The organism is Candidatus Cloacimonas sp. (assembly GCA_035403355.1).
Lineage (GTDB): Bacteria > Cloacimonadota > Cloacimonadia > Cloacimonadales > Cloacimonadaceae > Cloacimonas.
In genome coordinates, this window is the sequence record DAONFA010000003.1 from 73,357 (window position 1) to 94,819 (window position 21,463).

20 protein-coding genes are annotated in these 21,463 nt (G+C 39.4%); 18 read left to right on the top strand and 2 right to left on the bottom strand.

Translation table 11 applies throughout. The features are described 5' to 3' along the window. From PLE33_01635 to PLE33_01690, 12 genes are all read left to right on the top strand, one after another. Positions 1-1,266: a hemolysin family protein gene (locus tag PLE33_01635; protein HPS59949.1), complete on the top strand. Its 1,266-nt coding sequence runs from the start codon at positions 1-3 to the stop codon at positions 1,264-1,266. Positions 1,267-1,301: 35 nt separating this feature from the next. Then, a complete protein-coding gene (locus tag PLE33_01640) occupies positions 1,302-1,964 on the top strand; it encodes a hypothetical protein (protein ID HPS59950.1) in 663 nt (220 codons plus the stop codon). Between the two features lie 101 nt (positions 1,965-2,065). Further along, positions 2,066-2,425 (top strand): VanZ family protein, encoded by a 360-nt coding sequence (locus PLE33_01645; protein HPS59951.1) that lies wholly within the window; start codon positions 2,066-2,068, stop codon positions 2,423-2,425. Next, the gene (locus PLE33_01650) at positions 2,412-3,128 is read left to right on the top strand and encodes an ATP-binding cassette domain-containing protein (GenBank protein ID HPS59952.1); all 717 of its coding nucleotides are present in this window, start codon (positions 2,412-2,414) and stop codon (positions 3,126-3,128) included. Before PLE33_01645 ends, PLE33_01650 begins: the two co-directional genes overlap by 14 nt. Continuing rightward, positions 3,125-3,649: a Gx transporter family protein gene (locus PLE33_01655; protein ID HPS59953.1), complete on the top strand. Its 525-nt coding sequence runs from the start codon at positions 3,125-3,127 to the stop codon at positions 3,647-3,649. Before PLE33_01650 ends, PLE33_01655 begins: the two co-directional genes overlap by 4 nt. Then, complete coding sequence (locus tag PLE33_01660) at positions 3,646-5,697, top strand: PBP1A family penicillin-binding protein (protein ID HPS59954.1); 2,052 nt, start codon at positions 3,646-3,648, stop codon at positions 5,695-5,697. Before PLE33_01655 ends, PLE33_01660 begins: the two co-directional genes overlap by 4 nt. Before the next feature lie 14 nt (positions 5,698-5,711). After that, positions 5,712-6,881, top strand: a complete 1,170-nt coding sequence (locus PLE33_01665) for a glycosyltransferase (GenBank protein ID HPS59955.1) — start codon at positions 5,712-5,714, stop codon at positions 6,879-6,881. Next, positions 6,862-8,055 (top strand): putative sugar nucleotidyl transferase, encoded by a 1,194-nt coding sequence (locus PLE33_01670; protein HPS59956.1) that lies wholly within the window; start codon positions 6,862-6,864, stop codon positions 8,053-8,055. Before PLE33_01665 ends, PLE33_01670 begins: the two co-directional genes overlap by 20 nt. After that, on the top strand, positions 8,055-8,897 hold the full coding sequence (ricT, locus tag PLE33_01675; GenBank protein ID HPS59957.1) for a regulatory iron-sulfur-containing complex subunit RicT: 843 nt from the start codon (positions 8,055-8,057) through the stop codon (positions 8,895-8,897). The genes PLE33_01670 and ricT overlap by 1 nt, the downstream gene beginning before the upstream one ends. Further along, positions 8,891-9,940: a 23S rRNA (adenine(2503)-C(2))-methyltransferase RlmN gene (rlmN, locus tag PLE33_01680; protein HPS59958.1), complete on the top strand. Its 1,050-nt coding sequence runs from the start codon at positions 8,891-8,893 to the stop codon at positions 9,938-9,940. The genes ricT and rlmN overlap by 7 nt, the downstream gene beginning before the upstream one ends. Beyond that, positions 9,940-10,716 (top strand): deoxyribose-phosphate aldolase, encoded by a 777-nt coding sequence (deoC, locus tag PLE33_01685; GenBank protein HPS59959.1) that lies wholly within the window; start codon positions 9,940-9,942, stop codon positions 10,714-10,716. The genes rlmN and deoC overlap by 1 nt, the downstream gene beginning before the upstream one ends. A gap of 11 nt (positions 10,717-10,727) precedes the next feature. Then, complete coding sequence (locus PLE33_01690) at positions 10,728-12,155, top strand: FAD-dependent thymidylate synthase (protein HPS59960.1); 1,428 nt, start codon at positions 10,728-10,730, stop codon at positions 12,153-12,155. A 522-nt stretch (positions 12,156-12,677) separates the two neighbouring features. Here the strand turns inward: PLE33_01690 and PLE33_01695 are convergent. Further along, positions 12,678-12,875, bottom strand: coding sequence for a hypothetical protein (locus PLE33_01695; GenBank protein ID HPS59961.1), 198 nt, complete (start codon positions 12,873-12,875; stop codon positions 12,678-12,680). Positions 12,876-13,131: 256 nt separating this feature from the next. After that, complete coding sequence (locus PLE33_01700; GenBank protein HPS59962.1) at positions 13,132-13,422, bottom strand: hypothetical protein; 291 nt, start codon at positions 13,420-13,422, stop codon at positions 13,132-13,134. A 175-nt stretch (positions 13,423-13,597) separates the two neighbouring features. On the opposite strand from PLE33_01700, the gene PLE33_01705 reads away from it, so the two are divergent. From PLE33_01705 to PLE33_01730, 6 genes are all read left to right on the top strand, one after another. Beyond that, positions 13,598-14,791: a pyridoxal phosphate-dependent aminotransferase gene (locus tag PLE33_01705; protein HPS59963.1), complete on the top strand. Its 1,194-nt coding sequence runs from the start codon at positions 13,598-13,600 to the stop codon at positions 14,789-14,791. A gap of 117 nt (positions 14,792-14,908) precedes the next feature. Beyond that, positions 14,909-15,841: a sugar ABC transporter permease gene (locus PLE33_01710; protein ID HPS59964.1), complete on the top strand. Its 933-nt coding sequence runs from the start codon at positions 14,909-14,911 to the stop codon at positions 15,839-15,841. Between the two features lie 15 nt (positions 15,842-15,856). Next, on the top strand, positions 15,857-16,843 hold the full coding sequence (locus PLE33_01715) for a carbohydrate ABC transporter permease (GenBank protein ID HPS59965.1): 987 nt from the start codon (positions 15,857-15,859) through the stop codon (positions 16,841-16,843). A gap of 12 nt (positions 16,844-16,855) precedes the next feature. After that, positions 16,856-19,597, top strand: a complete 2,742-nt coding sequence (locus tag PLE33_01720; protein HPS59966.1) for a DUF2723 domain-containing protein — start codon at positions 16,856-16,858, stop codon at positions 19,595-19,597. Positions 19,598-20,141: 544 nt separating this feature from the next. Then, positions 20,142-20,966: a 4Fe-4S binding protein gene (locus PLE33_01725; GenBank protein HPS59967.1), complete on the top strand. Its 825-nt coding sequence runs from the start codon at positions 20,142-20,144 to the stop codon at positions 20,964-20,966. Then, positions 20,967-21,455: a 4Fe-4S binding protein gene (locus tag PLE33_01730; GenBank protein HPS59968.1), complete on the top strand. Its 489-nt coding sequence runs from the start codon at positions 20,967-20,969 to the stop codon at positions 21,453-21,455. It begins immediately after the preceding gene. The last annotated feature ends 8 nt before the right edge of the window (positions 21,456-21,463 follow it).

Genomic DNA, 21,463 nt, shown 5'->3' on the forward strand with positions numbered 1-21,463 from the left:
GTGGATGACGGTAAGGCGTTTATAATAATTGTCCTGTTTGCGTTATCGGCTTTTTTTTCCGGCTCTGAAACGGCTCTCTTTTCCCTGTCGCGAATTCAACTGAAGCGCTTGGAAAATAGTGATAAAAACAGCGCAAAAAGGATATTAAAGTTACTTGGCAAACCCAGACAAATACTGATAACTTTGCTCTTAGGCAATACTTTCGTAAACTTGGCAATTTCCTCTTTTGGAACTTTGCTGGCTTTACAAATTGGGATTAAATACGGTTTCACAGAGTCCTCTGTAGTAACCGTGCAAATTATAGTTACCACTATTCTGATTCTGTTTTTGGGAGAAATAACTCCCAAACTGATTGCCCTTTCCAAAGCGGATGTTGTAAGCGCTTTTTTGTCGCTGCCTCTGGTTTTTTTCCATACAATCTTATACCCTGCAGTTTGGATTTTGGAAAAAATTAGTGAACTCATTTCCAGCCATAAAACGGTAGATCGCTATGTTGGAGCTCAATTCACGAACGAAGAATTTCACAATTTACTGCAATCGGAAAGTGGCAGCCATACCTTGGAAGAACACGAAAAAAAGATGCTGGTAGGTCTTTTCAGATTTAAAGAAACGGAAATAAAAGAAATTTATGTTCCCCGCGTAAAAATTACAGCTATTGAAGAAAACAAGGGTCTGGAGGACTTGAAAAAGGTTATTATTGAAAGCGGATATTCCAGAATTCCTGTCTATCGCGGTAGCATAGATGAGATTATCGGAATTATTTATGTGAAAGACCTGTTGCTCTATCCGGAAAAGAAGACCATCAAACAATTGATGCGTCCCGTTTGGTTTGTAACGGAAAATATGAAAGTGCAAACCTTGTTGAATCAGTTCAAACAACGCAAACTGCAGGTTGCCGTAGTAGTGGATGAATATGGAGGCACCAGCGGTATAATTTCTTTAGAAGATATTCTGGAAGAAATCGTTGGCGATATCAGAGATGAATATGATAAGGATGAAATTCCCGAATTGATAAAAAAAGATGATACTACCTATATCTTAAACGGAAACTACAGTATCCGCCAGTTTAATGAAATCTTCTCTACCTCAATTTCTGTGGATGATTACGATAATTTAGCTGAATTTCTGCTTGCCTCTTTCAATCAGGTGCCGGCTATTGGTGAAAAACTTAGCTCTGAGGATGGAATTGAATTTACTATTCTGGATGCAGACGAAAAAAGCATTAAACAGGTTCAGGTGCAGATAAAAACGGAGGAAACATCCTGAAATACCTTTTAACTCTTATTCTGATTGGCTGCAGTTTGCTGAATGCCTTAACCGCTACATATTATATGAAGGCAGCAGGAATTAAACTGGCTAAGATTGATATTCAAATCAGTGACCGGGAACCGCTGCTTGAAATTAAAGTAAAATCGGTGAAAGAAACTCCTCTCTTTCCACAAATCAATAATATATACAGAATTGAACACAACGGCGAGTTTCTGCCTCTAACCTATTGTCGCATTGTAAAACAGAAAAATGTTAGCGATGAAGTAACCGTAAACTACAATCACGATGCTGCCGAAGCTACTATGTCTCGCTTATCCGATAACAGTTTATGCCGATATAAAACAGCTATTGGTAGCCGGGATGTTTTTTCTTTTCTGGCAGAAGTAATTAGAGGTAAAGCTACCGGTGGCAATTTTCCGATAGATGCCAACGGCGTTCGCTGGCAGGCAAATGTTAAAAAGCTGAGTGCAGAGACCATCTCAACTTCCCTTGGCAAATATCCTGCTAAACACTATGAAATTACTTTCCAAAATTTAACAGACCGGAAAATGCCCTACATTGATATGGTTACTTTTAATATGCTGCAGGAAAACAACAAGCTTAACCTGTGGGTTTACAACAATCAGTATGCCGTGAAGGCAACATTTAAAAAGAAAGGGCTCACTTCCAGCTGGGAACTGATAGCTGTTAAATAAATGAGAATGCCGAAATCTATTAAAATGTGTTACCAGAGGACACCAAATTTCCCGCCTGAAAAATGCCCGGTCAAAGTAAGCTCCTTTTACAACAGTAGATAATGAAAAAATTCTTTCGCACTCTCTACCCTACTATAATCTGGTTTTGTTTAATCTGGATTTTATCTTCCCTTCCCTCCAAACATATTCCCTCCGTAAATATTATCGGTTTGGACAAACTGGAGCATATTGGCATTTACGCTGTTCTCAGTTGTCTGCTTGGATACTGGCTTCGCTTTAAGGACTGGAAATTTATTACGGTTGTGCTCATTTATCTTCTTCTGCTATTGCTTGCCGGGCTGGATGAATATCATCAGCGTTTTATATCAGGTCGGGATGTATCTATTTATGATTTTATGGCAAATTCGGCTGGAATTATCATCGTTTTTTTGTTTTTCTGGCGTAAATATGATAGATGTTAACGAGCTCTGTGTTTCTTTAAACGATAATGATATCTTAACGGATATCAGCTTCAAACTGCATAAAGAAAATAATCTGGTGATTTTAGGTCGTAGCGGTAGCGGTAAAACTGTATTGATAAAAACTCTGCTGGGAATATATTTTCCTGTTTCCGGCAAGGTTATTATTGATGGCGTAGATATTCACCGGGCTAATGAAGAACAACGCAGAGCCACTAAAAAACGCTTTGCTATGGTCTTCCAAAATGCTGCTTTGCTGGATTCCTTCACGGTTCTGCAAAATGTTGCCTTGCCTCTTTATGAACGCGGAGAAAAAGATGCCTCTCTCATTCGGGAAAGGGTATATAAATGCCTGCAAATGGTAGGTCTGGAAAATACCGTAAACCTATATCCTGCACAACTTAGCGGAGGTATGCGGAAAAGAATTGGCATCGCCAGAGCTTTGGTTTATCAACCGGATTATATTATTTTTGATGAACCCGTTTCGGGATTGGACCCTATCACCTCGCGGGAAATAATGTATTACATCACCCGGATAGTGGAAACTGCTTCCGCTACTTTGATTACTATTACTCACGAATTGAAGGATATTGAAACAATAGCTAATCAGGTGCTGTTTTTAGACAACGGCAAGGTGATTTTCAGCGGTAATGTCAAAGAACTCTATAAAGCGGAAAATCCTTTTGTGAAACAATATTTGCAATGAACATCAGCAATAAATCTACCCTCACTCAATTAGCTTTCTATACTGCTTTAGCAGCCACAATTCACATTGTGGAAGACCTCATAATGCGGATGCTGCCTTTACCTTTTATCAGAGTTGGTTTTTCCAATATTGTTATCCTCTACCTAATCCTTCATCATAAAATTTGGGAGGCATTCGTAGTAAATATCAGTAAAACTCTTTTAAGCGGTATTGTTACACTCACTTTGCTTAGTCCTTCAACAATCTTATCTTTAACTGCGGGAATAACTGCTATCGTAATTATGGTTTTAGTGAGTTGGTTTCATTTGGGTTTGGGTGTTTACGGAATTAGTATTTGTGGAGCTATCGCTCATAATTTGATGCAGTTAATTATGGTTCGCAGCATTCTTATTCATAGCGATAAAGTTTTTGTGTTGACACCAATCCTGCTCTTAATTGCCTTGCTTAGTGGTAGCATAATTGCTTACTTTACATTATATATAGATAGGAAAAGTGAAAACACAGACATTATAAAATTATGAAAACACGCTCTAAAGAAAAGATATATAGCATTCTGAAATACCTGTGGTTTGCATTTTGTGTGCTTACCGGTATTTTTACAGGTGCCTTATGGTTTTATCACGACAGTTTACCTCCCACCAGTGAACTGAGGAATTTTACTATGCGTTCCGGTTCTGAGGTTTATGATCGTAACGGAAAAATGGTCTATCTCTTTGCCTTTGAAAAACGGAAACTGGTTTCCCTGAAAGAACTTCCTCCATATCTGATTGATGCTTTAATAATTACGGAAGATAAACATTTCTATCACCATTTCGGAATTGACCTTTTAGGCAATATGCGTGCTTTGGCAGTTGATATTATGCGGCTGGATTTTTCCCAAGGGGCAAGTACAATCACTCAACAAATGGCACGCAATATGTTTCTTACTTTGGATAAACGGGTTTCCCGCAAGCTAAAAGAAATTATCCTGGCATTAAGGATTGAGCGGGAATTTACTAAAGACGAGATTCTGGAGATTTATTTTAACAAAATCTTTTGGGGAGGGCAACTGCATGGAGTGGAAACAGCTTCTCTGTATTATTTCGGAAAACATGCCCGCGATCTTACTTTAGCTGAATCAGCCGCCTTAATAGGAATGATTCAGCGTCCCAATTATTATAATCCTGCAAAACATCCCGAGCGTTTGATTGAACGACGAAATATGATTTTGGGCAAAATGCTGAAAGCAAAAAAGATTAGCCAGGATGAATACAATCAGGCAGTTGCTTCTAAAATAACAGGTGACCGCAGTTCTATGCAACAATATGCTACAGATTATTACATAGAACACATCCGTTTGTATCTGGAACATAAATATGGCACAGAAAAACTCTTTGAAGGTGGTTTGCGAATTTATACTCCTATGGATTGGGAATTATCTGTGTATGCCGATTCAGTGCTGAATAAATATCTTTCCCGGGTTGAAAAGGGCTATCCTGCTTCTATGCAATACAGTAATGTTTCGCCAAACAGTGTGGATATCAATACCCGCTATTTGCAAGGGGGTTTATTATTGATGGACAACAGCACCGGGCAGGTTTTAGCTATGATTGGAGGTAGAAATTTCGCTCACAGCAAATTCAACCGCATCACTCAAGCAAAGAGACAACCCGGTAGTGCCATAAAACCTACTTATTACACAGCTGCAGTAGAACATGGTTATACTCCAGCCACCGTAATTAACGATGCTCCTATAACTTTAACTGGAGGAAACGGAAAGGATTGGACTCCTCAAAATTTCAGCCGGGTATATTACGGACCTACCAGAATGCGCACTGCCATTACTCATTCTTACAATGTGTGGGCTGTTAAAACTGTTATGGACTTAGGGTTGGATGTGGTAAATGATGCTTTCAGGCGTTTTGGCATTGATGCTAAAGCAGAGGATTTTTCCGTTGCTCTTGGTGCTTATGAAGTTACCCCCATAAACCTGATTTCGGCTTTTACCACTTTTCCAAATAACGGTTTTCGCACAAAACCTGTGTTTATTACTAAAGTGGAAGATATGAACGGTAAGGTTTTGGAACGCAAGAGCTCTGCAAAATATGAAGTCACCTCTCCTCAGGTTGCTTACATAATGACTTCTATGTTGCAATCGGTAGTCAGTTCCGGAACAGGTGCCGCTGCCAGAAATAATTACTATTGGCAGGCAGCAGGAAAAACAGGAACTTCCAGTGACCATCGTGACGCCTGGTTTATCGGTTTTAACAAAAAATACACTTTAGGTATCTGGAATGGCTTTGATAACAATGCTGCCATTTCTGCCAGTGCCAGTTGTGCACCTATTTGGGGTCAAATTATGACTAAGGCAATTCGCAATGATAATAAAGGACGCCTGCCCAAAAGTGATGACCCGCGTTATAGTTTTGAAGTTCCGGAGCATATTGTAACCAGAACAATCAATCCTAAAACCGGATTTGTTTCCGAAACCGGCATTGAAGAATATTTCATTGAAGATAATGTTCCTCCGGCTCGTTCCGATACTTTAAGTTATAACTACCATTCTACCCGTGTGGGCAACCACAATTAACTGGAACCGTAAAAGTGGTTAGTGTTCTTTTTTATATTCTTTGTGCTTTTGTGGCAACCGGTTGCCTTACTTATCTGGTTTTTTGCATTCGTTTTTACTTTGGTTATAAACACTACAAGCCGGTTTTCAATTATCAAAAAAAGACGGTCAGCGTTGTTATTGCTGCTCGTAATGAAGCCAGAAATTTACAGGATTTATTACTGTGTTTATTGAATCAGGATTATCCTTCCGAACTTTATGAAGTTATTCTGGCAGATGACGATTCCGAAGATGAAACAGAAGCAGTGGCAAATAAATATATAGCAGCAGGATTAAACCTGCATTATTTAAAAATAACGGGAAGGGAAAATGTTCTTTCTCCCAAAAAGAAGGCATTGGAAGATGCCGTTTATGCTACTCAAGGGGAAATTATTCTTACTACCGATGCGGATTGCATTGTTCCCGTAACCTGGATTTCTTCTATGGTTTCGCTATTTACAGATGATGTTTCTATGGTTGCGGGTTATTCCAGAACTTTGCTTCCCAGTTGGAAAAAGGCCTCTCTCGTGCAAAAATATGAACATCTGGATTTTGCCTTAACTTATATGGTTTTAGGGGGTGGCTACACAATTGGCAAAAGTTGGGCTTGCATCGGACAAAATTTAGCTTACAGACGCTCCGCTTTTGATGATGTAGATGGTTTTAGCAAGATTAGGCATTTACTTTCTGGCGATGATGTAAACCTATTACAACTAATGAGGAAAAAAGGGCACCGGATAATATTCAATTTTTCCCCTACCAGTTTTGTTTACACGCATCCTGTAAAATCCTGGAAACAGCTAATCAATCAACGCAGTCGTTGGGCTTCCAATATGAAATATCAGCTGAAGTTAAATCCGGAATTCTTTTTCATCCTGTTTTCGCTTGCCTGTTTATATTGGGGTGGTTTATTGATGCTGTTTTTTAATTACAAACTGGCTCTGCTGATTTTTGCCTATCGCATAATTATGGAGAATTTCACTTTCCATTACTCTCATTCCCGTTTTGGCATAACGAAAGCAATGCTCACTTTTTATCCTGTCTGGCTGATTATTCAAAATTTCTTCCTGGTTTTTACAATGGTGCTGGGACAGTTTAATATTTTCGTCTGGCAAGGTAAAAGACCTGATAAAAAAAGGAATAACAATGCAAACCATAATCTTTGATGATGATTCCCGCCCCAATTTTTATCCTTTAACTTTGAATAGAAGTATTGGAGACCTGCGTTGCGGAATTACGAAATTGCGTCAACGCCTGGAAAGTATCTTTCCTGATACGGAAAAGACCTGTGTAATTATTGCAGAAGACCTTGTTCCTCTATACCGGGAACGGCATCCCGATTGGCTAATCAATTCTGAAATTGAGGGAGAAAAAATATATCTAAACTCCCGCATTATACTAAATACAGACGCACTGGAAGCAATGTCTCAGCTTTCTTTCGGTTCCTGTTTATATAACGAACAGGAACTTATTGCGGTAAAAGTGAAGGATGCTTCCATTTTTCCCGATGTAGCTAACCTGAAGAAAATCCCCTGCCGGATAAAACTCTACAATTCCTTGCCGGAACTTATTCAAGATAATGCCCGTTTGCTTAATTGGGATTATCATTTGCATTTTTACGACAGTGATAATTACTTTGAAACCGAACCGGGAGTAACTGTTTTACATCCATATAATGTTTGGATTGGAGAAGGTGCGGAATTTGCCCCCGGAGTTATTTTGGATGCTTCAGAAGGACCCATTGTAATTGATAACGGAGCTCGCATAATGGCTAATGCGGTTCTTTGCGGTCCCGTTTACATCGGCAAAAAATCGCTGATTAAGATTGGGGCAAAAATTTACGGAGGCACTTCTATCGGACCCGTTTGTAAGGTTGGTGGTGAAGTAGAAGGCACAATTTTTCAGGGCTTCAGCAATAAACAGCATGACGGCTTTTTAGGGCATTCTTACATCGGCGAATGGATAAATTTGGGAGCTGATACTAATAATAGTGACCTGAAAAACACTTACAAATCAGTTGCCTATTATTCTTATCCCCAGAAAGCCAAAATTGATTCCGGCAATCAATTTTTAGGTTGTGTAATTGGAGACCACACTAAAACAGGTATCGGGTGCAACATTAATACCGGAACCGTTATTGGTATTGGCTGTAACCTTTATGGTGCGAACTTAATTAAAGATTTTATCCCCGATTTTTCCTGGGGCGAAGCAGATAAATTAGTTAAATACCGTTTCCCCGAATTTTGTGAAACAGCCGTAACCGTTAAACAACGGCGCAAGCTGTTTTTCACCAATACCGAAAAAGAACTCTATAATAAAATATATAATATGAGGATGTAATGCAGGACTATATAGAAGTAATATTTAGAACAGGACGTTTGGGCTATTATCAGAATAATCTGGAGCTTAATATTCAGCCCGAAGACCTGATTGTAGTAGAAGTTGAACGCGGTGACGATATAGCGCAGGTAATTCATTTGGGCGTAAACGAAGAAGAATTGGATGCCCAGGTTTTAGCCGGAAAGAAATTCAGTATCCGACGCCATGCCAATGAAGAAGACCTGGAAAAGATAAAAAACATCAATTATGAAGAAGATAAGGCATCCAAAACCTTTATGGATATTCTGGAGCGTTATCCTTTTGAAATGAAACTGATTGAAACGATTTACCAGTTTGACGGCAATAAATTAACCTTTTTCTTTACTGCCGATGGCAGAATTGATTTCCGCACTTTTGTTCGGGAACTGGCAAATGTATTCAAAACCCGCATTGAATTACATCAAACCACAGGCAGGGATGAAGCAAGACGCTTGGGCGGTTTTGGAATGTGTGGCAAACAATATTGTTGCAGCAGTTTTTTAAAGCATTTCAATCAGGTAACCATTAAGATGGCAAAAGACCAGAATATATCAGGAAATTTAACTAAAATATCCGGTCCCTGCGGTCGTTTGCTTTGCTGCTTGAATTTTGAAGAAGATTTTTATGTAGAAGAAGCAAAGGGCTTTCCCTTGGTTGGCACTTTAGTTCAATACCAAAACACCAAAATGATGGTTTTTCGGCTAAATGTTTTAGGCAGGAAAGTTTTGCTTGCCAATGAGGAAGGCATAATTCAGGAAATTGATCTGGATGAATATAACACTCTGAAAGTTATCAGCGTACCCACAATAGTTGAAGAATGCTAACGAATGTTTTTTCAATGCTGCCTGAAGAGCTGGCAAGAAATATCCTTTCCAGGCAACCCGGAATTCCCGCCTACAGAACTAAGCAGCTACTTTTTTGGCTGTATAAATCCTTTTGCGGTGAACCGGAAAAAATGACCAATCTGCCTGAGGAGTATAAAGCATTCCTGCAAAGCAATTACTCCTTCTTTTTACCTGCCATAGAAAGTAAACTTGTTTCCCGAGATGGCGCAATTAAATACCGTTTAAAATTAGAAGACGGCAAATTGATTGAAAGTGTGCTTATTCCAACGGAAAAGAAAAATACGCTTTGCATTTCCACTCAAGTTGGTTGCGCCCATAATTGCATCTTTTGCTCCACAGGCAAAATGGGGTTTATTCGCAATTTGGAAACGCAGGAAATTATTGGACAGGTTATATTGGCAGAAAAAGAACAAAAAGATTCCGGCAACAACAAGCTTACCAACCTTGTTTTAATGGGAATGGGAGAACCTCTCAATAATCTGCAAAAGGTTTTGGAAGCGCTTAAAATCTTACAAAGCAATGAGGGTCTTTCTTTCAGCCCCAGAAGAATAACCGTTTCCACTTGCGGAATTGTTCCAGGAATTATAGCTTTGGCTGATAGCGGAGTTAAAACCAAACTTGCCCTTTCGCTAAATTCCGCAATTCAAACAAAACGCAATCAATTGATGCCTGTTAGTAAACAATATAACCTTATTCAGCTGAAACAGGCATTGCTCTATTACCTGCGCAAAACCTCCTTCCGGGTTACCCTGGAGTATATTCTTATTCCCGAATTCAATATGAATAATGAAGACCTGACCGCTTTACGCAAATTCACAGGTGACCTCTCCTGCAAAATAAATTTTATTCCTTACAATCCCGGCAGGGGTTCTCGCTTCAGAGCTCCCACGGAAACAGAAATAAAGAATTTTATGAGCAAGGCACAAAACCTGCCTCAGGCAATAACTTTACGCAAAAGCAGAGGAGCCGATATTTTCGGTGCCTGCGGACAACTTACCGATAATAATAGAGGAGAAATATAATGAAAAGCATTCCGGAAATTGCCAAAGAACTTTTTGGCGACAATCATCCCGCTCAATGTGGTGGGGGACATATCATCTGTTTAAATTGTTACAATTGCCATCTTAAAGGTCCCGATAGAATATACAATCCCGAAAAGGGTTTGGCTGCCGTGATAGATGCTACTGTTTTGAAAGCAGAAGCTACCAAAAAAGAAGTAACTGAACTCTGCCACACGGCAAATAATTTTCAGACCGCAGCGGTATGTGTAAATTCTCATTTTATTCCTTTGCTGAAAGAACTCTTACACGAACCGGTTAAAATCTGCACGGTAATCAATTTTCCCTTGGGTGCGGGCGCAAAAAATGCCATCGTAAATGAAGCAAAAGCCGTTTTAGCCCTTGGAGCTGAAGAAGTAGATTTAGTGCAGAACTTAAGTGCTTTTCTCAGTGGTGATTACGATTTGGATTTGCAATGTATTGCGGATACGGCTATATTATGTAAAGAACACAATGCCCTCCTGAAAGTTATTCTGGAGACCTGCTATCTTACCGAAGAACAAATCATCATCAGTTGCCTGCTGGCAAAAAAAGCAGGTGCGGATTTTGTTAAGACCTCAACCGGTTTCGGTTCCGCTGGAGCTACTATTGAAAACATCGCTTTAATGCGCCAAGTGGTAGGACCCAAAATTGGAGTAAAAGCTGCAGGCGGAATTAGAACCAAAGAACAAGCACTGGCTATGCTTGATGTCGGAGCCAATAGAATCGGGGCATCCAGTGTGAATGCTATTTTACAATAAGGAAAATAAAAATGAAAGTAAATATCGCTGGATACAACATAGATAAAGAACTGATTGATAAATTGCAAAGCCCTTTAGCTACTCCGGAATTAATCTCTGCCTCTTATGCCAGAATCAGCCGTAGCAATAAAAGCATTGCCGACCTCAGGAAAGAAGCAATGATGGAATTGGAAAAAGCGAGAAAAACCAATACCGATATTATTTTTTCTATGGGTCACAGCTCCGTTGCGGAGCATTCTGTTTTTAATATTGATCTTATTGGAATTTCCAGAGCGCTTACAGAATTGGTAGAACATAGCAGAATAGCTTCCTTCACGGAAAAATCGCAGCGTTATGTAACTTTTAATAAGGACTATGTTGTTCCCCCTGAATTTGCCAATCGCCCCAAACTGAAACAGCCCTATCAAAAATTGATGGATAAGCTCTTCGCAGAATATGCATTATGCTATCTTGCTTTAAATGAATTCTATAAAGAACAAAAACCGGAGCTTAAACCGCGGGAAAGAGAATGCCTTGCCAAAGAAGATGCCCGCTACATTTTACCTCTTTCCACTAAAACCCAATTAGGTATGACCATCAATGCCCGTTCTCTGGAAAATCTCTTAGCCCATTTAGCCAAAAGTCCCTTAAAAGAAGCAGCGGAACTAAAAGAATTACTTTATTCCAATGTTTGCACTATAGCTCCTTCTCTAATTCGTTACACAGAAATTGATAACTATACCGGCTTTGTAGATTTGGAAAAGGTCGGTTTTACCGGTTTTCTGCAACAGGAATTGCCTTGGGTGAAAGAACTGGATATGGAAAATAAAGTGAAGATTATTAGCACTCCTGCTAATGCCGATGATACAATTTTAACTGCTATCATTTATCAGCAGGGGGAATTGGACTGGAGGGAAACACAAGAAACAGTAGCTCATTTGCCCCGGATAATTAAACAGCAACTCTGGAATCAGGTTTTTAAAAATATAAAGCCCTGGAACAAAGTCCCCCGTGCTTTTGAGACAGTTAATTTCAGTTTTGAACTTACAATGAGCGAAAGTTGCTGGGCTCAATTTAAGCGTCATCGCTATTGCACCGTTTTACGCAAAGCAGGAAGTTCCTTAGCTACCAAAATCCCTCCTGCCATACAAAACATTAAACGCGAAGAGATATGGACAAAACTGAATAATTCCATCATCCGAATGGGCAGCTCTCTACCTGCTAAATTGGCATATCTTACCCCCTATTTTAGAACTAATGCCTCAATTGTTACCGTTTTCGTGAATATGAATTTACGAGAAATATATCATTTTGTCCGCCTGCGTAGCGATGAAAATGCTCAATGGGAAATTAGAGAACTTTCACACTTGATGGCTGCCCAAGTGAAAAAAGCTGCTCCTCAAGCAGCTGCCTTCCTGTGTGGAAAAAGTGAATTAAAAACCTCTTCTGCATTATCCTAACCGCCTTTATACCCAACTTGAGCAATTAGAAAAAATAGGGTTGGCAAATTTTAGCCCCTTAGGGCGACACTAAAATAGCGACGGGTGCGTAAGCCCCTCGGAAAATGCAAGCTACGATAGCTTTTTTCACTTTCCCGGTTCCCTAAAGCCCCTTAGGCCTTTTTTATTCGGAAGAACGACGTCCTCGTCGTTCAAGCACAAGAAGGGATTGACCAGGAGGTCACCATTGCGATGTCGCCCTAAGGGGCTTTCTGGATGCGGGAAAAAGGATAAAAAGATACTGTATCTTACATTTTCCGAGGGGCTTACGCACCCGTCGCTATTTTAGTGTCGCCCTAAGGGGCTTTCAAGCATAGGTAAAAGGCGAAGAGATATTTTTTCCGCATTTTACGAGGGGCTTACGCACCCATCGCTATTATCGTGTCGCCCTGAAGGGCTTTCTGGATGCGGGAAAAGGATAAAAAATACTGTAGCTTACACTAAACGAGGGGCTTACGCCACCATCGCTATTTTAGTGTCGCCCTAAGGGGCTTTTTTATTCGGAAGAACGAAGTCCTCGTCGTTCAAGTATAAGAAGAGGTTTACCAGGAGGTCACCATTACGATGTCGCCCTAAGGGGCTTTCCAGCATAGAGCAAAAGAAGAAAAGTTTGTTTTCCCATTTTCTCTCAAGTGTATCATTTTCGCTTGCCAACTCGTACCATTTTTTATTGCCATCCACACTCAACCCTCTAAACCTTATTTTCCTTTTATGTCTTTTTCAATATGAAATGGATATAAGTTACAAATATAACTGCCTGTTTTCCTTTATCCCTGTATAGCTATCTATGGTATAGATACAGTGATGTTCTTCGGTATTTTGCCCAGTAACACCACGGTATCTCTACCACAAATAGCTAAGGAAGAAGAAGGGAAAATAGTGCTGTTTCCAAAGCCAGAAGGGAATAGCCGAAGGTTGATGTCTTAGTCAACCACCATTATCTTTCTATCTCGTTACTGTATAAATAGTAATAAAGAAATAGCTCGGTTGCAAGGGGAACGACAAGATGTCGTTCGTCCGAACTGAAAAAAGAGTAATAAAGAAATAGCTCGGTTGCAAGGGGAACGACAAGATGTCGTTCGTCCGAACTGAAAAAAGAGTAATAAAGAAATAGCTCGGTTGCAAGGAGAACGACAAGATGTCGTTCTTCCGAACTGAAAAGACCGAGGATGCTGTTTTTTTCCGTAATGTTGATGTCCTTTGTAGATGCATTTGGTATGCAGGGCAAAGATTTTTCTTGTCTTTTTTCAGGATTATAAATAGTCGGTATCAGAAGAATAAGATGATGATAAGGATTTAGAGATTTGCGGAGGAATAGCGTCCTCCGTTTACACGAATTTGCGGAGGAATAGCGTCCTCCGGTTCACAGTAATATAAATAAAAAAAATATAAAGGAAACAGAAATGGAACTCTCTAAACGAGCCCGAGAAATTCAGGCATCACCTATCCGTAAATTGAATCCCTATGCCAATGCTGCCAAAAAAAAGGGAATTAAGGTTTATCATTTAAATATTGGACAGCCCGATCTGCCTACTCCGAAGGAAATGTTAAAAGCATATCACGAATATTCTGATGAGGTTTTAGAATACGGACCTTCTCAAGGCATTGATCTGTATCGTGAAAGTTTAGTGCACTATTACCATAATTTAGGCATTGAATTGAAAGTGGAGGATATCATTGTAACAACCGGGGGAAGCGAAGCTATTACTTTCGCGATGATGGTTGTAGGTGAAGTTGGTGATGAAATAATAGTTCCCGAACCCTTTTATACAAACTATAATGGTTTTGCCACGATGGCAGGAATTAATTTGAAACCGCTAACTACTTATGCTGAAAACGGTTTTGCCTTACCTGCCGATGCCTTAATAGAGGAAAAAATTACTCCTAAAACCAAAGCTATAATGCTTTGCAATCCTGGAAATCCAACTGGAACTGTTTACAGTAGAGAAGAAATATTTCGTATTGCTGCTTTGGCAAAACGCAAAGGTCTATATTTTATTTCCGATGAGGTCTATCGGGAATTTATTTACGACGGTTTAAGCCATACAAGTGTTTTGGAAGTTCCCGGATTTGAGGAAAACGCTATCCTGGTAGATAGTATTTCCAAACGCTACAGTGCTTGTGGAGCCAGAATTGGTTGTATTGTAAGCAGAAACAAAGAAATTATGGCTGCCTTGCTGAAATTTGCCCAGGCGCGTTTATGTCCTCCCACCGTAGATCAATTAGCTGCCAATGCCGGAATTTATTTACCGCCAGAATATTATGAACAAATAAAACAAGAATATCAAGCCCGGAGAGATTTGGTATTTAGCGAACTGGAAAAAATTCCCGGTGTAATTTGTAAGAAACCCGAAGGCGCTTTTTACATTTTTGCCAAACTTCCAGTTGACAATGCAGAGGATTTTATTATCTGGATGCTGAAAGAATTTCAGATTAATAAGGAAACCGTTATGGCTGCTCCCGGAGATGGATTTTATGCCACTAACGGCTTGGGAAAAAATGAATTGCGTTTAGCATACATTCTTTGTAAAGAAGATCTTGCCAAAGCAATGCATATCTTTAAAATTGGTCTTGAGACATATCAAAAGCTGCATTAAACAAAAACAAGACCGCAAATGCTTCCTTTGGGAAACTTAAGATGATAGTTATTTTCCCTCTGCTCTAAGCAGAGAGGCATAAATTGAAATAAAACAGGTAAATAAAGGGATAGCGATATGAAAACAAAGCGGAAAATTTCCCCCTACCTCTATATTCTACCAGCGCTTTTTTTGCTGGTTGCCTTTCGCTTAATACCAATTGTGATGAGCTTTGTGCTCAGCTTTTTTGATTGGTCAATTAGGGGTACCGGTAAATTCATCGGCGTTCTGAATTATGCTAATATGCTGAAAGATAGTGTCTTTTGGCAGTCAATGGGTAATACTTTCTGGCTGGTGATTCTTATCGTCCCTCTAAGTATTATTTTTTCTTTGCTTTTTGCCGTTCTGCTGAATAATATCAAAGCAATTAAGGGTTTATTCCGCACTGTCTATTTTATGCCTTATGTAACTTCCCTGGTGGCTGTTTCAATTGTGTGGAAACTGATGTTCAATGAGCAAACCGGCTTAATAAATACTATAATTGGCTATATCGGTATTGAGCCCCAAAAATGGCTTTCCGAATCCAGAGGCATCTTTGAAATGCTGTTTGCCAAAACAGGAGCTACTTTTCCCCGATTTTTGGGTGGTCCTTCTCAAGCCCTTTTTGCCATAATTATTATGACTATCTGGAAGGGTTTGGGCTATAATACTATTATCTATCTTGCAGGTTTGCAAAATATTTCCAAGGTCTATTATGAAGCGGCGGAAATTGACGGTGCCGGCAAATTTAAACAGTTCTTCAAAATAACCCTGCCTTTGGTCTCCCCCACTACTTTCTATGTGTTATTAATGACTACTATCGTAACTTTTCAAACCTTTTCGCAGGTCTATTTAATGACGGATAAAGGCGGACCATTGAATACCACTAAACTGATTGTGTATTACATTTACGAAAAGGGCTTTGACACTTTGGAAATGGGTTATGCCAGTGCCGTTGCCTTGGCTCTTTTCCTTATTATCCTTACTTTAACGGTTTTCCAGCGACGCCTGGAAAAATATGTGAATTATTAAAGAAGGAGAAAGAAAATGCCGGAACAGATTCGTATGACTATTATCTATGCTGTGTTAATTATCTGCGGTATAGGTATGATTCTTCCCTTTCTTTGGATGCTTTCCACTTCTTTGATGACGCAATCTGAATTTAATAAACAGGAACGTCTTTTCATTCCTAAAGAAACATATTATGAATGGGATAACGGAATGCAAAAGCAGAAAGTTATCTTCGTGCAAAATAAAGGGGAAACAAGCGTTATTCACATTTTGAACAGTGAAGATAAAATTATTGAAGAATATAAAGAAGTCCCTACTGCTCAAGTGAAAAAGATTACTAAAGACCCCAGTTTCCACTGGCAGAATTTTATTACTGCTTTTAATAAAGTGCCTTTTATCACCTATTTTAAGAATACTCTGCTGGTAAGTTTCTTAACTTTAATCGGGGTGCTGATTACTTCTACTCTTGCTGCTTATGCTTTTGCCCGCATGGAATTTTTCGGCAGGGACTTTCTGTTCTATCTGTTTTTAAGTATGATGATGGTTCCGGAGCCAATTTATCTGGTTTCCTCTTATGTTTTGCTGGATAAAATAAATTGGCTGAATACTTATCAGGCGCTAATTATTCCCTGGTCTGTAAATATCTTTACCATCTTTCTTTTCCGCCAGCATTTTAAATCGCTGCCGCAGGAACTTTTTGATGCTGCAGCAATTGACGGCTGCAGCACTTTCGGAATGCTGTGGAGAATAATGCTCCCCCTTTCCAAATCAGTTATTGCCACTGCTTCCATCTTTTCCCTTATTGGAAGCTGGAACAGTTTTATGTGGCCCCTGGTGATGACGGATAGCCCCAATCTGAGAGTATTGCAAGTCGGGCTTAGCTATTTTAACCAGGAAGCATCAACTCAAACAACATTGCTGATGGCTGCTTCCACCTTCAGCATCGTTCCCATTCTGATTCTGTTCTTTATGGCACAAAAACAAATTATTGCCAGTTACGCCAAAGCAGGTCTTAAAGATTAAAGGAGAAAAACAGTGGATGCCAAAGAAATAAGGAAAAAAGCACAATTACAAAAAACCAGAGAAGCACACAGAACTACTCCCGAATATCAAAAACCGGTTCACCACACAATAATTGATGATGAATCCTTACGCCCTCAAAGAGTTGTTCCAGTAAAATTGAATCGCTGGATTGCTTTCGGGGTTTTTCTTGCGGTTCTTGTTGTATATATGCTTACTCAAGCACGCACAATGAGTTTTTGGGATAGCGGAGAATATGCAACCTGCATTAGCATTTTAGGGGTTCCCCATCCCCCGGGAAATCCTTTTTATATCTTACTGGGCAGAGCAATAGTAGCTATTTTTGGTGGTTTTATTCCCCATGCTATGATTGCTGCCTTCATTTCTGCTTTGTTTAGTGCTCTGGCTGTAATGTTTACTTATTTGATAACTATCCAGCTGACCAGTATGCTGAAAGTGAAATCCTGGCAGGCAATTTTCGCAGGCATAATCTCTGCTTTTTATACTGCTTTCTCTTTCACTTTCTGGATGAATGCTGTAGAAGCAGAGGTCTATTCCGGTTTGGTTTTCTTTGTAAATTTGGTTATCTGGCTCACTTTCACCTGGGTGCAAAAAAGCCGGGATTTTTCTCACCAGAATATACTGCTTTTAATTGCCTATCTCTTTTTCCTCGGCTTCTGTGTTCATCAAACCGCGTTACAAGTAGCTCCCGCAATGCTATTTATAGTATGTTACCCGCTTTTAAGGCAGGGCATTAAAAACGGCAGTTTTTTCCCCAAGCTGATTGTGTATTCCATCTTTCTGTTAATTGGCTATTTCTTTTGCGGTGTGATAGGTAAACAGCTGCTGATAGATGATTTGGATAAAATGGGATTTGCTCTTGTAGCCGTTATTATTATGTTTATAGAATTGAGAAAAGTGCTTAATCGCCGAATTTGGCTTTTGGGTATTGCTCTTGTTTTAGTTGGCGTTTCTTCTCATATATATTTAATGGTGCGAGCTGCAGAAAGACCTTTCATCAATGAAGGCAACCCCAGCAACTGGAAAATGTTTCAGGAATATGTGTTAAGAAAGCAATACGGAAATACCAGTTTTGTGCAAAGAAGGGGGAATTTTTTTAAAGACCAGCTAAATTATCACTTTTTACGCTATTTCGGTATGCAATGGTTAAATGAACCGTTCTTCACCAAATTCTTAGGTGTAACTTCCGGTCTGCTAAAGCCCATAGCTAATATTTTCGTCGCTTTTTTGGGTGTAGCGGGTGCCCTGTTACAATTTCGCAAAAATAAACACAGCTTTTGGTATTTCTTCTCCATTATCTTAATTACTACTATTGTAATGGTCTTTGTGATGAATCTTTCCAATGCCGAAGTGCGCGATAGAGATTACTTTTTTGTAGTTGCTTATAATATGTGGGCAATTTGGATGGGAATTGGTGCCTTGGCTTTAGTTACCCTGTGGAAAAGCAAACCCGTAAGAATTGCTTTACTCATTTTGATGTTCCTGGCTCCTTTAAGTAATGTGATTACTCAATACCGCATTCACGATCGTTCCGAAGAATTTATCGCTCTGGATTATGGATTGAATTTCCTTAATTCGGTTGAGGAAAATGCTATTATCTTCACAAATGGAGATAATGACACATTTCCTCTCTGGTATGCTCAAGCGGTTAAAGATCCTTATGCTAAAGAGAATATCTATCCTGCCACAAATGTTTATCCTACCAAGGAAAGTAAAGCCGCAATTGCTAAGGCAACTGACTATAAAAGTAAATGCTTGAAAGGTATTCGTAAAGATGTTACGGTTGCCAATCTTTCACTTTTGAACACTCCCTGGTATATTAGACAGCTAAGAGACCAGGAAGGAGTTTTATTCAGTATCCCTGATAAGCAGTTAGATGAACTGGAACCAAGAAGAATAGAAGAACCCCTGGTTATTCCCGGTCCTCCGGATAATCCTTCTATGGGCTTTACTGTAGATATACCTCCCACTGCTGAATGGAGAGAAAATGAACCTGTTTATCGTATTTCCGATATCGCCGTGATGCAAATTGTGAAAGATAACTACGGCAAACGCCCTATCTATTTTGCTGTAACTTGCGAAAGTTATATCAATTTTAAAGATTATCTGCGCAATGAAGGAATGGTAGGTAGAATTATTTCCACTCCTAATGAAGGTCAGATTAACCCTGAACGCCTTGTCCATAATATAGATGTGGTTTACAATTACCGCTCCATAGACAATGAAAGGGTCTATAAAGACGAGAATATGAAACGCCTCGTAACAAACTACGCTTCGGGATTTTTACGCGCTGCTAATTATTTCGTGGATAAAGAAAACTATCCTGAAGCTTTCAAATATATCCAAAAAGCAAAAAAATTCGTGGAAGAGGAATATAAACTGACCGAATTTTATGCTAACTATTATAGTAAAACAGGCCAGTGGGATAAGCTGGATGAGTTCATAAACCGTAATATCGCAAAAAATCCTGATGGCGTAAATATGTATTTTTACTATATCCTCTCCCATTTGATCTATAACTACCCTGAGAAACTTCCAACCTACATCAAAAAAGGAATGTTAATGTTCCCGCAAGAAGAAAATCTTGCTCAGTTCGCAGTTAGCTACGCCAAGGAATTTAATGACTATAAGGGAGTTCTGCAATTGTTTAATGAAGTCCGTCCCAACCTGAAATATGATATAAGCGGCTATGAAACATATCTTACCGAACCGCAAGCTACTGAAAAAAGAGAGTAGAATATAAATAGATAATCGGATAAACGACATCTTGTCGTTTAAATCCCGGAAAAACGATGTCTTGTCGTTTAAAATCCCGGAAAAACGACATCTTGTCGTTTAACTTGGTTGACCAGGAGGTCAACATTGCAGGTTTTGGTTGACCAGGAGGTCAACCTTGCGGAAAAACGACATCTTGTCGTTTAAAATCCCGGAAAAACGACATCTTGTCGTTTATCTTGGTTGACCGGGAGGTCAACCCTCCAGGTTTTGGTTGACCAGGAGGTCAACCCTCCAGGTTTTGGTTGACCAGGAGGTCAACCCTCCAGGTTTTGGTTGACCAGGAGGTCAACATTACGGAGAAACGATGTCCTCATCGTTTAAAATCCCGGAAAAACGATGTCTTCATCGTTTAAAATCCTGGAAAAACGACATCTTGTCGTTTAAATCCCGGAAAAACGACATCTTGTCGTTTAATATGGTTGACCGGGAGGTCAACCCTCCGTTGGTTTTGGTTGGTCAGGAGGTCAACATTGCAGAAAAAAACCCACTTTCCCGTCATACTATGAGAAAAATAAAGGAAACAGCTAAAATGAGTAAAGAAGGCAAAAGACAAATCCTCAGACATAATATCCAACTACTCTTTTTACTGTTATCTCTGGCTTTTTTTGCCGGGCTTATCTTCTTTGCTTTGCCCTTTACAATTCATAACATTTGCCCTTATGCCATTGTCTGTTTTGGCTTAAGCAAAAACATCCTTATTCAATATCTTGGAAATCCTTTCGCTTTAACAATTGCCTTTAGTTTCTTAATTTTGGTGTTAACGATTTTTTGCGGACGCCTTTTCTGTTCCTTTGTTTGCCCCCTGGGAACTATGCAAGAAATTATCTATGCCCTTTTCAGCAAAAAGAAAAGAAACAGAAAACAAATCCCTCTTTATCAAGAAAGGCGTTTTGCCCCAGTTAAGTATCTTGTATTAATAATAACAATCCTCTTATCTCTTGTCGGTGGAAACTATATCTTTATTCGCTTATGCCCTGTTTATGCTCTTTCTCTTTTGCCCGATATAGCTTTTTGGGGTTTAATCGTTACTCTCTTAATAATTATAGCAGGTATTTTTCTGGAACGCTTCTGGTGTCGTTTCCTCTGTCCTTATGCTGCTTTAATGAATTTGTTTATGCGCTTGGGTCAACTGGTTCATTTTCCCCGCTGCAAAATTCACCGCAATCTGGAACGCTGTAACGATTGCCAAATCTGTTCTCTATCCTGTCCGATGAATATTAACATTACGGAAGAAGAATATGTGCAAAACCCGAATTGTATTCTTTGTTTTAAGTGTGCGGAAAAATGTCCTAAACCCGAAACCCTCAAAGGCAAGATGGATAAATAAATGAGAACCATTTTACAAATATTGGTATTACTGCTTTTGGGAAGCATTCTTTTATTCCTGTTCTATAGTGCTTTCCTGCCTTCAAAAGCTGTTCCTGTAAACTCAATTAAAAAAATTGTTCCTGAACCGGATAGCACAAAAGAGAAATCTTCTGTTCTAAAACCCCAATCCAATACTGCAAAAGCAGAAACTGCCTCTGCTAATCAATATCAAAATAAGAAGAAGATAGATGACCTGCCAGAGGAGAAAAGACCTGAAACACCTGAACCTGCAAAAACAACAACGCCCTCCCCTAAAACAACTTACCGAATAAATCCAGACCTGTGTATTGGCTGTAAACTCTGTCTCCGCTATTGCCCTCAAGGAGCTATTTCCCTGAAAAACGGTAAAGCCGTAATTGATACTACAAAATGCAATGCCTGTGGAATCTGCTCTGAAGGCAATAAGAAAAACTTTTCAGGTTGCCCGGTTGGAGCGGTGTTTTATTAAAAGTGCGG

What these genes read in the sequence shown, in the direction of transcription:
- PLE33_01645 (HPS59951.1), top strand. Translation starts at nt 2,066, where the DNA reads ATGAAAAAATTCTTTCGCACTCTCTACCCTACTATAATCTGGTTTTGT.
- PLE33_01650 (HPS59952.1), top strand. Translation starts at nt 2,412, where the DNA reads ATGATAGATGTTAACGAGCTCTGTGTTTCTTTAAACGATAATGATATC.
- PLE33_01655 (HPS59953.1), top strand. Translation starts at nt 3,125, where the DNA reads ATGAACATCAGCAATAAATCTACCCTCACTCAATTAGCTTTCTATACT.
- PLE33_01660 (HPS59954.1), top strand. Translation starts at nt 3,646, where the DNA reads ATGAAAACACGCTCTAAAGAAAAGATATATAGCATTCTGAAATACCTG.
- PLE33_01670 (HPS59956.1), top strand. Translation starts at nt 6,862, where the DNA reads ATGCAAACCATAATCTTTGATGATGATTCCCGCCCCAATTTTTATCCT.
- ricT (HPS59957.1), top strand. Translation starts at nt 8,055, where the DNA reads ATGCAGGACTATATAGAAGTAATATTTAGAACAGGACGTTTGGGCTAT.
- rlmN (HPS59958.1), top strand. Translation starts at nt 8,891, where the DNA reads ATGCTAACGAATGTTTTTTCAATGCTGCCTGAAGAGCTGGCAAGAAAT.
- deoC (HPS59959.1), top strand. Translation starts at nt 9,940, where the DNA reads ATGAAAAGCATTCCGGAAATTGCCAAAGAACTTTTTGGCGACAATCAT.
- PLE33_01690 (HPS59960.1), top strand. Translation starts at nt 10,728, where the DNA reads ATGAAAGTAAATATCGCTGGATACAACATAGATAAAGAACTGATTGAT.
- PLE33_01705 (HPS59963.1), top strand. Translation starts at nt 13,598, where the DNA reads ATGGAACTCTCTAAACGAGCCCGAGAAATTCAGGCATCACCTATCCGT.
- PLE33_01710 (HPS59964.1), top strand. Translation starts at nt 14,909, where the DNA reads ATGAAAACAAAGCGGAAAATTTCCCCCTACCTCTATATTCTACCAGCG.
- PLE33_01715 (HPS59965.1), top strand. Translation starts at nt 15,857, where the DNA reads ATGCCGGAACAGATTCGTATGACTATTATCTATGCTGTGTTAATTATC.
- PLE33_01725 (HPS59967.1), top strand. Translation starts at nt 20,142, where the DNA reads ATGAGAAAAATAAAGGAAACAGCTAAAATGAGTAAAGAAGGCAAAAGA.
- PLE33_01730 (HPS59968.1), top strand. Translation starts at nt 20,967, where the DNA reads ATGAGAACCATTTTACAAATATTGGTATTACTGCTTTTGGGAAGCATT.